This window comes from Mycolicibacterium vaccae NBRC 14118 = CIP 105934 (assembly GCF_001552715.1).
Taxonomy (GTDB): Bacteria; Actinomycetota; Actinomycetes; order Mycobacteriales; family Mycobacteriaceae; genus Mycobacterium; species Mycobacterium vaccae.
This window is the reverse complement of the sequence record NZ_BCRS01000166.1, coordinates 1-13,046: the sequence shown is the minus strand read 5'-3', so window position 1 is coordinate 13,046 and position 13,046 is coordinate 1. Positions and strand designations below refer to the sequence as shown.

The window sequence follows — 13,046 nt, the reverse complement described above, 5'->3', positions numbered from 1 at the left end:
GCGGTCCCGGCCGCGGCCACCGGGGACGGACGCTTGCGCGGCGGCTTGCGACGCGGGGCCGCAGGCCGAGACGACCGGGACCCGCCCCGCGAAGGCGCCTTTGCCCTGCTCGGACGGGCTGCGGAACGCGCTGCGGTCTTACTCGCCATGGGAGCCAGCCTAGTCCCAAAGGTCTCAAATGCACCATCTGCCACACTGGTCACAGATTGGTGACGATGGCCTGACCTGCACATGAGCCGGTGTGACCCGCGGCACGTTCGCTGAGTAAGGTGGACAGCTGTCCAGAACTTTTGCTGCGAGGAGCCCGTATGCCCGTCGTCGTCGTCGCCACCATGAAGGCCAAGCCCGACTCCGTGGACGCGGTCCGCACCGCGTGCCAGACCGCCATCGAGGCCGTGCACGGCGAACCCGGCTGTGATCTCTACGCGCTGCACGAGGCCGACGGCACCTTCGTGTTCGTCGAGCAGTGGGCCGACGGCGACGCGCTGCAGCAGCACAGCGCCGCCCCCGCGGTGGCCACGCTGTTCGGCACGGTCGGCGAGCTGCTCGACGGGGCGCCGGACATCAAGGTGCTCCAGCCCGTGGTGGCCGGCGACCCGGCCAAGGGCCGGCTGCGGCCGTAGCGGGGCGTCATGGGTGAGCTGACCGGCAAGGTCGCCTTCATCACCGGCGCCGCCCGGGGTCAGGGCCGCGCGCACGCGGTGAAGCTGGCCGCCGAGGGTGCCGACATCATCGCGCTGGATCTGTGCGCGCAGATCGACTCGGTCCCCTACCCGCTGGCCACCCCGGAGGACCTCGCCGCCACCGTCAAACTCGTCGAGGACGCCGGCGCGCGGATCGTCGCCCACCAGGCCGACGTGCGCGACCGCGACGCGGTGAAGGCCGTCGTCCGGGACGGCACCGCGAAGCTGGGCGGCCGCCTCGACATCGTGATCGCCAACGCCGGCATCGCACCGATGGCCGCGAGCGACGCGTGGCAGGACGTGATCGACGTCAACCTCACCGGCGTCTACAACACCATCGACGTCGCGATGAAGCCGATGATCAAGTTCGGCAACGGCGGATCGATCGTGCTGACCAGTTCGGTCGCGGGCCTCATCGGCCTCGGCGCCCCGATGGCAGGCTCGGTGGGTTATGCCGCCGCCAAGCACGGAATCGTCGGCATCATGCGCGTCTACGCCAATTTCCTTGCCCCCTACAGGATCCGGGTGAACTCGGTGCACCCCTCGGCGGTGAACACGCCGATGATCGACAACGAGTTCACCCGCTCCTGGCTGGACGGGATGGCACAGCAGAGCGAAGGCGGGCCCGATATGGGCAACGCGCTGCCGGTGTCGGCGCTGGAGCCGGAGGACATCGCCAACGCGGCGTTCTGGCTGGTGTCCGACGCCGCCCGCTACGTCACCGGGATCACGCTGCCGGTCGACGCGGGGTATATCAATAAACGATGACTGCCCCGAACGCCGCCGCGCAGACCGCCTTCGGGCCGATGGTGCTGGCGGCGATCGAGCACAACGAACCGGCGCCGCGGCGACTCGTCGATGACGACCTCGCGGCATCGTTCCTGCCCCCGCACCTGCGCATGCTCGTGCAGGCCACCCGCTCCGGGGTCGTCCGCCGGGCCGTGCACGCGGCCACCGAGCGGTCCGGGCCGGGACTGTGGGCCGGCATCGCGTGCCGCAAGCGCTACATCGACGAACGCCTGTCGGATCCGCTGAACGTCACCGATTCGGTGGTGGTGCTCGGCGCGGGCCTGGACACCCGCGCCTGCCGGATCGCACGCCACGGCGACCTGCCGGTGTTCGAGGTCGACCAGCAGGTCAACATCGACCGCAAGGCCGCCGTGCTGCAACGGGTGCTCGGCGGAACACCGGCGTCGGTGCGCCTGGTTCCGGCCGATTTCGAGCAGGATCCGTTGATCCCGGCGCTGGAGAAGCACGGCTACCGTCCCGAGCAACGCACGTTCTTCATCTGGGAGGGCGTCACCCAGTACCTGAGCCCCGAGGCGGTCGACGCCACGCTGGCCCAGCTGGGCAGCGCCGCGGCCGGCAGCCGGCTGATCTTCACCTACATCCGCCAGGACTTCATCGACGGCGCCGACCTGCACGGGGCCGACGCCGTGTATCGGCGGTTCCGCGGCCGCCGCCAGGTGTGGCGGTCCGGAATGGTGCCCGAGCTGGTCGGCGAGCGGCTGGCTGAACACGGCTGGCGCCTGGTCGAGCAGGCGGGGCCGAGCTACTTCCGCGACACCTACATCCGCCCGACCGGGCGAACCGTACGCGCCTCCCCCATCGAGTGGACGGTGCTGGCCGAACGCTGAGTCGGCCGCCGTCCCGACAGGTCGGCGTAGCATCGGACAGTGTCGGGGGGCTCGTCGAGCCAGTCGCCGGCCAGAGCGTTGCCCGGTCTCTGGGAGCCCGTCGGCCAATGGTCGGTGGGCACGAGGGGGACGTCATGGGCGACTTCAGGGACGCCGTCGCGGGCGACTTCAGGGACGACGTCGCGGGCGACCGGAGACGAACCGGGCCATGCCCGCCATCCTGATCGCCGAGGACGAGCCCAGGGTCTCGACCTTCGTCCGGAAGGGGCTGTCGGCCCAGGGTTTCGCCGTGCGCGTGGTGGTCGACGGGATTTCGGCGCTGACGCTGGCCCGCGCCGGTGCCTTCGACCTGCTGCTGCTCGACACCAGCCTGCCCGGACTCGACGGCTTCTCGGTGCTGAGGCGGCTGCGGGTAGAGGGCAGCCCGCTGCCGGTCATCGTGCTGACCACCTCCCGGACCCATGTGGCCGAGGCGGTGGCCACCGTTGCCGCGGGCGCCGACGACTACCTCGCCAAACCGTTCCGCTTCGAAGATCTGCTCACCCGGGTGCGCCTGCGACTGACGACCGGCCGGGTCCCCGCACCGCCGATGCTGAAATACGGCAACCTGCTCCTGGACCTGCGCACCCGCCGCGCACACGTCGGCGACTACGCCGTGGACCTGTCCGCGCGCGAGTGCAAGCTGGCCGAGACCTTCCTGCGGCACCCGGGCCAGGTGCTCACCCGCGAACACCTGCTCCACCAGGTCTGGGGGCATGACCACGAACCGGGCTCGAACGTCGTCGACGTCTACGTCCGGTACCTGCGGCGCAAGCTGGGCGCCAACCGGTTCGTCACGCTGCGCGGCCTGGGTTACCGCCTGGAGGCGATCTGACGCCCCCTCAGTCCGATCTCGATGCGGGTCAGATCTCGATGACGGTCGGGACGATCATCGGCTGCCTCCGGTAGGTCTCGCCGACCCACTTGCCCACCGTGCGCCGCACCGCCTGGGCGATGCGGGACGGATCGGTGATGTTCTGCGAGGCCAGGTGTTCCAGTTCCGACTCGACCTTCCTGGCCACCGGTTCGAGCGCCTTGGGGTCTTCGGAGAAGCCCCGCGAGGACAGATGCGCGGGCGCGGCCGGTGTGCCGGTGCCCCGGCGCACCACGACGGTGACCGCGATGAACCCCGACGACAGGATGAGCCGTTCACCGAGGGTGGCGTCGCCGACGTCTCCGGTGACCAGGCCGTCGACGAACATCTTGCCGACCGGGACCGCGCCGGCGATGCTCGCCCGCCCGGCCACCAGGTCGACGCTGACGCCGTTCTCGGCGAGCACGATGTTCTCCTCCGGCACCCCGGTGCGGGCGGCCAGCGCCGCGTTCGCGCGCAGCATCCGCCAGGTTCCGTGCACCGGCATGACGTTGCGCGGCCGCACCCCGTTGTAGAGGAACAGCAGCTCCCCCGCATACGCGTGACCCGAGACATGTACCCGCGCTTGCGCATTGGTGACGACGCGGGCGCCGATCTTGGCCAGCGCGTCCATCACCCCGTACACGGCCTCCTCGTTGCCGGGGATCAGCGACGAGGACAGGATGATCAGGTCCCCCTGGGTCAGGGTGATGCTGCGGTGCTCGCCGCGCGACATCCGCGACAGCGCGGCCATCGGCTCGCCCTGCGTGCCGGTGGTGATCAGCACCAGCCGGTCGGCGGGCATCATCTCGGCGGCGGCGATGTCGAGGACGTCGTCGTCGGCGACCCGCAGGTAGCCGAGTTCGCGCGCGATGCCCATGTTGCGCACCATCGAGCGCCCGACGAACGAGACCTTGCGGCCGAGCGCGACCGCGGCGTCGACGATCGACTGCACGCGGTCGACGTTGGACGCGAAACACGCGACGATCACCCGGCCGTCCGCGCCGCGCATGAGCCGGTGCAGCGCGGGCCCGACCTCGCTCTCCGACGGCCCGACACCGGGGATCTCGGAGTTGGTGGAGTCGCACAGGAACAGGTCGACGCCGGCGTCGCCGAGGCGCGACATCCCGGGCAGATCGGTGGGCCTGCCGTCCGGCGGCAGCTGGTCGAGCTTGATGTCACCGGTGTGCAACACGGTGCCGGCACCGGTGTGGATGCCGATGGCCAGACAGCCCGGAATCGAGTGGTTGACCGCGAAGTACTGGCACTCGAACACGCCGTGGGTGCTCTTCTGCCCCTCGCCCACCTCGACGAGCTTCGGGGACAGCCGATGCTCCCGGCACTTCTCGGCGACCAGCGCAAGGGTGAACTTGGAGCCCACGATCGGGATGTCGGGACGCTGCTTGAGCAGGAACGGGATCGCCCCGATGTGGTCTTCGTGGGCGTGGGTGACCACGACCGCCTCGATGTCGGACAGCCGTGACTCGACATGACGCAGGTCGGGCAGGATCAGGTCGACGCCGGGCTCGTCGTGGGTCGGGAACAGCACGCCGCAGTCCACGACCAGGAGCCGGCCAAGATGCTCGAAGACGGTCATGTTGCGGCCGATCTCGCCGATGCCGCCGAGCGCGGTGACCCGCAGGCCGCCGGGCGCCAGCGGCGCCGGTGCGTTGAGCTCGGAGTTCACTACCGCAGCACCCCGGCGGCGCGCATGTCGCCGGCCAGAGCCTCCAGCTGGGCGTCGGTGGCCGGGATCTGCGGCAACCGCGGATCTCCGGCCTCGAAACCCTGCAGCCGGAGGCCGGCCTTGGAGAGCGTGACCCCGCCCAGACGCGCCTGCGCCTGCGCCAGCGGTCCGAGCGAGACGCTGATCTTGCGGGCCGTCACGACGTCACCGGACGCGAAGGCCGCCATCATGTCCCGCAATTGGGCGGCGGCGAGATGACCCCACACGCTGATGAAGCCCACCGCGCCGACCGCCAGCCACGGCAGGTTCAGCGCGTCGTCGCCGGAGTAATAGGTCAGCCCGGTCTCGGCGATGATCTGGCCGCCGCCGTGCAGGTCACCCTTGGCGTCCTTGATCGCGACGATGTTGGGGTGGCGGGCCAGCGTGCGGATGGTGTCCCATTCGATCGGCACGACCGACCGCGGCGGGATGTCGTAGAGGACGTTCGGCAGCTCGGTCGCGTCGGCGACCGCGGTGAAGTGGGCGAGCAGGCCGGCCTGCGGCGGCCGCGAGTAGTACGGCGTGACGATCAGCAGACCGTGCGCGCCCTCGGCGGCGCTGGCCTTGGCCAGCTTCACGCTGTGCGCGGTGTCGTAGCTGCCGGCGCCGGCGATGATCCGCGCGCGGTCGCCGACGGCCTCCAGCACCGTGCGCAGCATCAGCAGCTTCTCGTCGTCGGTGGTGGTCGGCGACTCACCGGTGGTGCCGGAAACCACCAGGCCGTCGCACCCGGCGTCGACCAGGCGGGTGGCCAACCGGGCCGCGGTGTCGGTGTCCAGGGAGCCGTCGGGCTTGAACGGGGTAACAATCGCGGTCAACAGGGTGCCCAACCGGGCTCGGGCGTCGAATCCGCTGTTACTCACGGGCAACAAGATTACCCGGTCACCCTCGCGCCTTACGAATGCCTTTGCGCTCAGACCTCAGTGGCCAGCGGGCTGGTCGCCACCTCGGTGCCGTCGGCCAGCACCGCGATCTCAAAGTCCGAGAACACCTGTGGTGCGGCGTCGATGAGCTGACGCAGGCATTCGACGGCCAGGCGCCGGATCTCCAGATCGGCATGCTCGCTGGCCCGCATCGCGATGAAGTGCCGCCACGCCCGGTAGTTCCCGGTCACGACGATCCGGGTCTCGGTGGCGTTGGGCAGCACGGCGCGGGCGGCCTGGCGGGCCTGTTTGTGCCGCAGGACGGCCGAACCGCCGCCGGGCTGATCGAGGAGCTTGGCCTCCAGCCGCGCGAGCAATTCGGTGTAGGCGGCCCGTCCGGCGTCGGCGGCCTCGGTGAACAGTGCCATCAGCTCCGGGTCGTCCTCGATTCCCGGGGGTGCGACCACCTGCGAGTCCTGCTCGGGCACGTAGCGCTGGGACAGCTGCGAGTAGGAGAAGTGCCGGTGCCTGATCAGCTCGTGGGTGCAGGACCGCGAGATTCCGGTGATGTAGAACGACACCGACGCGTGCTCGAGCACCGAGAAATGACCGACGTCGATGATGTGACGCACGTAGGCGGCATTGGTCGCGGTGCGCGGGTTGGGCTTGCTCCAGCTCTGGTAGCACGCGCGGCCGGCGAACTCGACCAGCGCGGGCCCCCCGTCGGCGTCGGTGCTCCACGGCACGTCCGGCGGCGCGGTGAACTCCGTCCTGGCGATCAGTTGCACGCGCAGCGGCGCGATCTCGGCCATCGGGTGAGCCTAACCTGCACGGTTGAGCCACCCGGGGATCGGCAGACGGCCACCGATCGGGTTCAGACCGCCAACGCGGTGCGCAGGCGTGGGGCCAGGTCGCCGCGCTCCCCCACGGTCACGTCGGTGAGCCCGAGCCAGCCCGCCATCGACTTCAGCTCGGCCGCCAACTCGGCGGCGACGTACGCGGGGTCCCGGCCGTCCTCGGTGAACGCGCCGAGGACCTGCAGAGCCCCCGCGGTCCGGTCGGCCTTGAGGTCGACGCGGCCGACGAGATCCCCGTCGAGCAGGAACGGCCACACGTAGTAGCCGTACCGCCGCTTCGGCGCCGGGGTGTAGATCTCGATGCGGTAGTGGAATCCGCCGAACAGCCGCTCGACCCTGGGCCGGAAGAAGATCAGCGGGTCGAACGGGCACAGCAGCGCGGTGCCGCGGTCCCGGCGCGGGACGGTCTGTCCGGCGCGCAGGTAGGCCGGCGCGGCCCAGCCGTCGACCTCGACCTGCTCGATCTCACCGGCGGCCAGCAGATCGGCCACGGCCGGTTTGACCTGACGGGCGTTGAGCCGGAAGTAGTCCCGAAGGTCGGCCTCGGTGGCCACCCCGAGCGAGGTGGAAGCCCGCAGCACCAGCTCGCGCACCGCGTCGGGCTCGTCCACCCGGCGCTCGACCACCTCGGCGGGCAGCACGCGCTCGGTCAGGTCGTAGTGCCGCGCGAAGCCGACCCGCGTCGCCGTCGTCAGCACGCCGGCCGACCACAACGCCTCGGCCACCCATTTGGTGTCGCTGCGGTCCCACCACGGACCCTTGCGGCCCCGTGGCTCGGACTCCAGGTACGCCTCGATCTGCCCGGCCGTGGACGGCCCCAGCACGCCCACCGCGTCGATCACGGACTCGGCGAGCTTGGCGTTCTTCTTGACGATCTCCCTGCCCCACCGGCCGTGCTCGTACTCGCGCATCCGCCAGCGCAGCAGCGGCCAGTCGTCGACGGCCATCAGCGCGGCCTCGTGCGCCCAGTACTCGACCAGCAGCCGGGGCGACCGCGCCGAATGGCCCCATGCGGCTCGATCGAGCAGTTCGCGGTCGTAGGGACCCAGGCGGCTGAACACCGGTGCGTAGTGCGCGCGCACCGCCACCGACACCGAGTCCAGCTGCAGCACCTGCAGGCGCGCGATCAGCCGCTTCAGATGCGCGCGGGTGACCGGTCCGGCCGGCGCGGCCTCGTGGAAGCCCTGGGCCGCCACCGCCACCCGCCGCGCCTGCGCGGCGGTGAGTTTCATCGCCTCTTATAGGTGTAGAACCGGTACCGCAGCCCCGACGAGCTGTCCCGCCAGTCCTCCTCGGTGCCGATCCAGCTCTCGTCGAGAACGGGCGCCAGCGCGTCGTCGTCCTCCCTGCGCAGGTCGATGTCCACCTCGGTGACCTCACACCGCGTCGCCAAGGGCAGCGCCAGCCCGTAGATCTGCGACCCGCCGATCACCCACGCATCGTCCAGCGGGGCGTCCTCCAGGGACGTCACCACCTCTGCTCCGTCAGCCATGTAGTCAGCCTGCCGGGTCACTACGACATTTCGGCGGCCCGGCAGCGGACGGAACCTCTCTGGCAGCGACTCCCACGTCAACCGGCCCATGATCACCGTGTGGCCCATCGTCAGCTCTTTGAAGCGGGCCATGTCCTCGGGCACCTGCCACGGGATCCCGTTGCCCCGGCCGATCACCCCGGAACTGGACTGCGCCCAGATCAGGTTGAGTTCGCTCACACCGCCACCGGGGCCTTGATCGCCGGATGCGGGTCATAGTTTTTGATGACGACGTCCTCATAGGTGTAGTCGAAGATCGAATCCCGCGGCGCGAGAACGAGTTCCGGGTACGGCCGCGGCTCGCGGGACAGCTGCTCGGTGACCTGCTCGACGTGGTTGTCGTAGATGTGGCAGTCGCCGCCGGTCCAGATGAACTCCCCCACCCCCAGCCCCGCCTGCGCGGCCATCATGTGGGTCAGCAGCGCGTAGCTGGCGATGTTGAACGGCACGCCGAGGAACAGGTCGGCGCTGCGCTGGTACAGCTGGCAACTCAGCCGGCCGTCGGCGACGTAGAACTGGAAGAACGCGTGGCACGGCGGCAGCGCCATCTGCGGGATCTCGCCGACGTTCCACGCCGAGACGATGTTGCGGCGCGAGTCGGGGTCGCGCTTGAGCAGTTCCAGCGCCGCGCTGATCTGGTCGATGTGCTCACCGGACGGAGTCGGCCAGGACCGCCACTGCACTCCGTATACCGGTCCGAGATCGCCTGTCGGAGAGGCCCATTCGTCCCAAATCGTGACACCGTGCTCCTGCAGCCACCGGACGTTCGACTCTCCGCGCAGGAACCACAGCAGCTCGTAGACGATCGACTTGGTGTGCACCTTCTTGGTGGTCAGCAGCGGGAACCCGGCGTTCAGGTCGTACCGCATCTGGTGGCCGAACAGGCTGCGGGTGCCCGTTCCGGTGCGGTCGGATTTGGCGATGCCGGTGTCGAACACCAGACGCAACAGATCCTCGTACGGGGTGGCGATCGGCACGGGCCTAGCTTACGTCGCGCCCGCGGGAGTAGAACGGAACCCATGCCGAGGATCAGCGACACCGTGACGACCGACGACGGCTCCTGCCCCGTCAGCCTGCACACTCCGGACTCGGGCGGGCCGTGGCCCGGCGTGATCATGTATCCCGACGCCGGCGGCGCACGGCCCACCTTCCGCGCGATGGCCGACCGGCTGGCCGGCTACGGCTATGCGGTGCTGGTGCCCGACGTGTACTACCGCGACGGCGACTGGGCTCCGTTCACGATGTCGACGGTGTTCGAGGACCCGGTCGAGCGCAGTCGCCTGTCCGGGATGATCGCGAAGGTGACACCCGACGTGATGGCCTCGGACGCGGCCGCGTTCTTCGACTACCTGGTCGGGCGTCCCGAGGTGCGGGGCGAATCGTTCGGCACCACCGGCTACTGCATGGGTGGCCGGACGTCGCTGGTGGTCGCCGGCCGGCTCCCCGAGCGGGTGGCGGCGGCCATGTCGTTCCACGGCGGCGGACTGGTCACCGACGCCGCCGACAGCCCGCACCTGCTGGCCGACCAGATCCGCGCCGCCGTCTACGTCGGCGCCGCCAAGAGCGACCGGTCGTTCACCGCCGCGGACGGCGAGCAGCTGGACAAGGCATTGACCGCCGCCGGAGTCGACCACGTCATCGAGTGGTACTCGGCATTCCACGGGTTCGCCGTCCCCGACAACGGCCCCTACGACGAGCCCGCGGCGCGCAGACACTGGGACGCCATGCACTCGTTCTTCGGCACTCACCTAGTGTGAGCTGCGTGTACGACCAGACTTTCGGAGAATCGGTGTTCGGCGAGCAGGGCCGTCGGATCAACCCTGTGCTGGCGCGCAGCTGGCTGCTCGTCAACGGCGCACAGTACGAGCGGTTCGAGGCCGCCGCCCACTCCCGCGCCGACATCGTCGTCCTCGACATCGAGGACGCGGTGGCGCCCAAGGACAAGGCCGCGGCCCGCGCGAATGTGACCCGCTGGCTCGCCGACGGCCACACCGACTGGGTACGCGTCAACGGTTTCGGCACGCAGTGGTGGGCCGACGACCTCGAGCTGCTCGCGGGCACCTCGGTGGGCGGGGTGATGCTGGCCATGGTCGAGTCGGTCGACCATGTCACCGAGACCGCCAAACGCCTGCCCAACGTCCCGATCGTCGCGCTGGTCGAGACGGCCCGCGGCCTGGAGCGGATCACCGAGATCGCCTCTGCCAAGGGCACGTTCCGGCTGGCGTTCGGCATCGGTGACTTCCGGCGCGACACCGGCTTCGGCGACAACCCGATGACGCTGGCCTACGCGCGGTCACGCTTCACGATCGCCGCGAAGGCCGCCCATCTGCCGAGCGCGATCGACGGCCCGACCGTCGGGTCGAGCGCGCTACGCCTCAGCGAGGCCACCGCGGTGTCGGCGGAGTTCGGCATGACCGGCAAGATCTGCCTGACCCCCGAACAGTGCATGACAGTCAACGAGGGCCTGTCCCCGTCGGTCGAGGAGATCGCCTGGGCCAAAGAGTTTCTGACCGAGTACGAGCGCGACGGCGGCGAGATCCGCAACGGTTCGGACCTGCCACGGATCGCCCGCGCCAACAAGATCCTGGAGCTGGCGCGCGCCTACGACATCGAACCGTCGGAGTTCGACGATGTCGACGCGCCCGCCCACCTCCCGGCGCCGTCGGACACCTACCACTACTGAGCCGCGGGCCGCCTGCGCTCCAGATACGTCGCGACGGCGCGCAACGTCCCGCGGGCGGCATAGATGCCTGCCAGCACGGTGAGGATGATCAGGACGACGAACATGACGAGCCAGTTGGTCCGGCTGTGTTCGACGTTCCACCACACGATGGTGAACAGGATCGCGCAGATGAACACCACGATGTCGCGCCAGTTTCCCTGGTAGGAGACCGCCAGGTCCCTGATCTCCCGGCTCTTGTCCGCGGCCGCGATCAGCCCGTCGATGCGCATGTCGATGGTCCGCTGCAACTCCGCACGCCGCTCGACCTGATCAGCCGGGAGCCGCTCGAGGAGGTCCATGTCACTGGCGATCGCGCCGCGCACGTCGGGTCCGCGCAGGTTACCCGCCGCCAGGCCGAGCAGCGCGCCACCTGCGATCGGCGCACCCGCCAACGCGAATTCGGCGATTCCGGGCATCAGAACTCCTTCATCAGTCCATCAGGGTGGCGGCCACTGTCGCACCGAGATTCCAGCACGCTTCCAGGTCGGCTTTGGTCGGTTTGCCGCTGACGACCACCGTGTCGGCCGCCCGCTGCCAGCCGAGGCCGCCGGTGATGCCGGCCAGCGCCCGTTCGGCGCCTTCGGTGCCCTCGTTGCCGTGCAGGTAGACCCCGAACGGCCGGCCCTTGGTCGCATCGAGCAGCTGGTAGTAGGCGCAGTCGAAGGCGTGCTTGAGCGCACCGCTGATGTAGCCGAGGTTGGCCGGCGTGCCGAGCAGGTAGCCGTCGGCGGCCAGCATCTCGGCCGGCGACACCGTCAGCGCCGGCCGGCGCAGCACCTCGACTCCCTCGATGTCGGGAGCCGTGGCACCGGCCAGCACCGCCTCGAACATCTCGTGGCAGTGCGGCGACGGGGTGTGGTGGACGATCAACAGCGTGGCGCTCATCGCGCCGACTCCTCCAGCAGCACAGCCTTCTTCATGGTCTCGCGGGCCCGGCCGCGGTCACCGGCATAGTCGTACGCGCGTGCCAACCGGTACCAGCGCACCCAGTTGTCCGGGTCGGCCTCCACTTCGTCGCGCACCGTGGCGAACAGCGCGTCGGCCGCGTCGCGTTCGATGCGGCCCGACGGCCGTCGGGGCAGGTCGGTGACGTCGAGCTCCATCCCCTGTTCGCGCGCCAGCCGCGCCAGACGCTGGTGTGCCAGACCGGCTTTCAGCGTGGCCACCATCACCCACATGCCGATCACGGGCAGGATCAGGATCGCCAGCCCAAGTCCGATCGGCGCGGGTTCGCCCGAGGAGATCAGGAACACCGCCGAGCGCCCCAGCAACACGAAGTACACCAGGAGCGCAACGCACATGAAGCCGATCAGCAGCTGTGTGCGCAGTGCGCGCGCCCCGTCGCTCATGTCAGGTCGAGCAGGGACTCGATCCCGATGGTCAAGCCAGGATGTTCCCGGATCTTGCGCACAGCCAGCAGCACCCCGGGCACGAACGAGGTGCGGTCGTAGCTGTCGTGGCGGATGGTCAACGTCTCCCCGAGGGTGCCGAACAGCACCTCCTGATGCGCGACGAGTCCGGCCAGTCGGACCGAGTGCACCGGTACGCCGTCGACGTCCGCGCCCCTGGCGCCGTCGAGGCCGGTGCTGGTCGCATCGGGATTGGGTGGCATGCCTTTCCGCGCCTCGGCGATGAGCCTGGCGGTACGTGCGGCGGTGCCGGACGGGGCGTCGGCCTTGTGCGGATGGTGCAGTTCGATGACCTCGACCGACTCGAAGTACTTGGCGGCCTGCTGGGCGAAATGCATGGACAGCACCGCGCCGATCGCGAAGTTCGGGGCGATGAGCACCGACACCTCGGGTTTGGCGGCGAGCCATTCCTCGACCTGGCGGACCCGCTCGTCGGTGAACCCGGTGGTGCCGACGACCGCATGAATCCCGTTGTCGATCAGGAACTTCAGGTTGTCCATCACCGCGCTGGGGTGGGTGAAGTCGATGACGACCTCGGTGCCGCTGTCGACGAACGCCGACAGTGGGTCCCCGGCGTCGACACCCGTGGTGAACGTGAGGTCGTCGGCGGCCTCGACACCGGCCACCATCGTCGCGCCCACCTTGCCTCTGGCACCCAGAACTCCGACACGCATGCGCACACCCTAGCGCCCCAGCTCAGGGCTCAGGAATCTCGCTCCGGGCACT

Annotated in this window: 16 protein-coding genes; 6 read left to right on the top strand and 10 right to left on the bottom strand. The window is 69.8% G+C overall.

Features of this window, described 5'->3' with window-relative positions:
- Positions 1-308 precede the first annotated feature (308 nt).
- The 4 genes from MVA01S_RS24570 to MVA01S_RS24555 all read left to right on the top strand — a co-directional run bounded on the left by MVA01S_RS24570 (position 309) and on the right by MVA01S_RS24555 (position 3,194).
- Entirely contained in the window at positions 309-623 is a 315-nt protein-coding gene (locus MVA01S_RS24570) for a putative quinol monooxygenase (protein ID WP_003933565.1), read from the top strand.
- Positions 624-632: 9 nt separating this feature from the next.
- On the top strand, positions 633-1,451 hold the full coding sequence (locus MVA01S_RS24565; RefSeq protein WP_003933564.1) for a mycofactocin-coupled SDR family oxidoreductase: 819 nt from the start codon (positions 633-635) through the stop codon (positions 1,449-1,451).
- Entirely contained in the window at positions 1,448-2,320 is an 873-nt protein-coding gene (locus MVA01S_RS24560; protein WP_060941726.1) for an SAM-dependent methyltransferase, read from the top strand. The genes MVA01S_RS24565 and MVA01S_RS24560 overlap by 4 nt, the downstream gene beginning before the upstream one ends.
- 208 nt (positions 2,321-2,528) lie before the next feature.
- Positions 2,529-3,194 carry a response regulator transcription factor gene (locus MVA01S_RS24555; protein ID WP_003933644.1) on the top strand — a complete coding sequence of 222 codons (666 nt, stop codon included), beginning with the start codon at positions 2,529-2,531 and terminating at the stop codon, positions 3,192-3,194.
- Between the two features lie 28 nt (positions 3,195-3,222).
- Here the strand turns inward: MVA01S_RS24555 and MVA01S_RS24550 are convergent, their stop codons facing one another.
- The 6 genes from MVA01S_RS24550 to MVA01S_RS24525 form a co-directional block, all read right to left on the bottom strand.
- The gene (locus MVA01S_RS24550; protein WP_003933643.1) at positions 3,223-4,899 is read right to left on the bottom strand and encodes a ribonuclease J; all 1,677 of its coding nucleotides are present in this window, start codon (positions 4,897-4,899) and stop codon (positions 3,223-3,225) included.
- Positions 4,899-5,807, bottom strand: a complete 909-nt coding sequence (dapA, locus tag MVA01S_RS24545) for a 4-hydroxy-tetrahydrodipicolinate synthase (protein WP_174538988.1) — start codon at positions 5,805-5,807, stop codon at positions 4,899-4,901. Before dapA ends, MVA01S_RS24550 begins: the two co-directional genes overlap by 1 nt.
- Before the next feature lie 44 nt (positions 5,808-5,851).
- Positions 5,852-6,613, bottom strand: a complete 762-nt coding sequence (gene thyX, locus MVA01S_RS24540) for an FAD-dependent thymidylate synthase (protein WP_003933641.1) — start codon at positions 6,611-6,613, stop codon at positions 5,852-5,854.
- Positions 6,614-6,675: 62 nt separating this feature from the next.
- Positions 6,676-7,890, bottom strand: a complete 1,215-nt coding sequence (locus tag MVA01S_RS24535) for a winged helix-turn-helix domain-containing protein (protein ID WP_003933640.1) — start codon at positions 7,888-7,890, stop codon at positions 6,676-6,678.
- On the bottom strand, positions 7,887-8,369 hold the full coding sequence (locus MVA01S_RS24530) for a dihydrofolate reductase (RefSeq protein ID WP_003933639.1): 483 nt from the start codon (positions 8,367-8,369) through the stop codon (positions 7,887-7,889). Before MVA01S_RS24530 ends, MVA01S_RS24535 begins: the two co-directional genes overlap by 4 nt.
- Positions 8,366-9,166 (bottom strand): thymidylate synthase, encoded by an 801-nt coding sequence (locus MVA01S_RS24525; protein WP_003933638.1) that lies wholly within the window; start codon positions 9,164-9,166, stop codon positions 8,366-8,368. Before MVA01S_RS24525 ends, MVA01S_RS24530 begins: the two co-directional genes overlap by 4 nt.
- Positions 9,167-9,208: 42 nt before the next feature.
- Between MVA01S_RS24525 and MVA01S_RS24520 the strand changes: the two genes are divergently transcribed.
- Together MVA01S_RS24520 and MVA01S_RS24515 are read left to right on the top strand one after the other, a co-directional pair.
- Positions 9,209-9,946, top strand: a complete 738-nt coding sequence (locus MVA01S_RS24520) for a dienelactone hydrolase family protein (RefSeq protein WP_003933637.1) — start codon at positions 9,209-9,211, stop codon at positions 9,944-9,946.
- Between the two features lie 5 nt (positions 9,947-9,951).
- A complete protein-coding gene (locus MVA01S_RS24515; protein ID WP_040543122.1) occupies positions 9,952-10,872 on the top strand; it encodes an HpcH/HpaI aldolase/citrate lyase family protein in 921 nt (306 codons plus the stop codon).
- Here the strand turns inward: MVA01S_RS24515 and MVA01S_RS24510 are convergent.
- From MVA01S_RS24510 to dapB, 4 genes are read right to left on the bottom strand one after another with little or no spacing between them, the layout of a single operon-like run.
- Entirely contained in the window at positions 10,866-11,327 is a 462-nt protein-coding gene (locus MVA01S_RS24510) for a hypothetical protein (protein WP_003933635.1), read from the bottom strand. The genes MVA01S_RS24515 and MVA01S_RS24510 overlap by 7 nt on opposite strands.
- Positions 11,328-11,340: 13 nt before the next feature.
- The gene (locus MVA01S_RS24505; RefSeq protein ID WP_003933634.1) at positions 11,341-11,796 is read right to left on the bottom strand and encodes a flavodoxin family protein; all 456 of its coding nucleotides are present in this window, start codon (positions 11,794-11,796) and stop codon (positions 11,341-11,343) included.
- Positions 11,793-12,260, bottom strand: a complete 468-nt coding sequence (locus tag MVA01S_RS24500) for a hypothetical protein (RefSeq protein ID WP_003933633.1) — start codon at positions 12,258-12,260, stop codon at positions 11,793-11,795. Before MVA01S_RS24500 ends, MVA01S_RS24505 begins: the two co-directional genes overlap by 4 nt.
- On the bottom strand, positions 12,257-12,994 hold the full coding sequence (gene dapB, locus MVA01S_RS24495) for a 4-hydroxy-tetrahydrodipicolinate reductase (RefSeq protein ID WP_003933632.1): 738 nt from the start codon (positions 12,992-12,994) through the stop codon (positions 12,257-12,259). Before dapB ends, MVA01S_RS24500 begins: the two co-directional genes overlap by 4 nt.
- Positions 12,995-13,046: the final 52 nt, after the last annotated feature.

Bases quoted from the DNA above. Each gene is read 5' to 3' on its own strand.
- MVA01S_RS24535 (WP_003933640.1), bottom strand. From the start codon at position 7,890: ATGAAACTCACCGCCGCGCAGGCGCGGCGGGTGGCGGTGGCGGCCCAG.
- dapB (WP_003933632.1), bottom strand. From the start codon at position 12,994: ATGCGTGTCGGAGTTCTGGGTGCCAGAGGCAAGGTGGGCGCGACGATG.
- MVA01S_RS24510 (WP_003933635.1), bottom strand. From the start codon at position 11,327: ATGCCCGGAATCGCCGAATTCGCGTTGGCGGGTGCGCCGATCGCAGGT.
- MVA01S_RS24520 (WP_003933637.1), top strand. From the start codon at position 9,209: ATGCCGAGGATCAGCGACACCGTGACGACCGACGACGGCTCCTGCCCC.
- MVA01S_RS24500 (WP_003933633.1), bottom strand. From the start codon at position 12,260: ATGAGCGACGGGGCGCGCGCACTGCGCACACAGCTGCTGATCGGCTTC.
- MVA01S_RS24505 (WP_003933634.1), bottom strand. From the start codon at position 11,796: ATGAGCGCCACGCTGTTGATCGTCCACCACACCCCGTCGCCGCACTGC.
- MVA01S_RS24555 (WP_003933644.1), top strand. From the start codon at position 2,529: ATGCCCGCCATCCTGATCGCCGAGGACGAGCCCAGGGTCTCGACCTTC.
- MVA01S_RS24570 (WP_003933565.1), top strand. From the start codon at position 309: ATGCCCGTCGTCGTCGTCGCCACCATGAAGGCCAAGCCCGACTCCGTG.
- thyX (WP_003933641.1), bottom strand. From the start codon at position 6,613: ATGGCCGAGATCGCGCCGCTGCGCGTGCAACTGATCGCCAGGACGGAG.
- MVA01S_RS24565 (WP_003933564.1), top strand. From the start codon at position 633: ATGGGTGAGCTGACCGGCAAGGTCGCCTTCATCACCGGCGCCGCCCGG.
- MVA01S_RS24560 (WP_060941726.1), top strand. From the start codon at position 1,448: ATGACTGCCCCGAACGCCGCCGCGCAGACCGCCTTCGGGCCGATGGTG.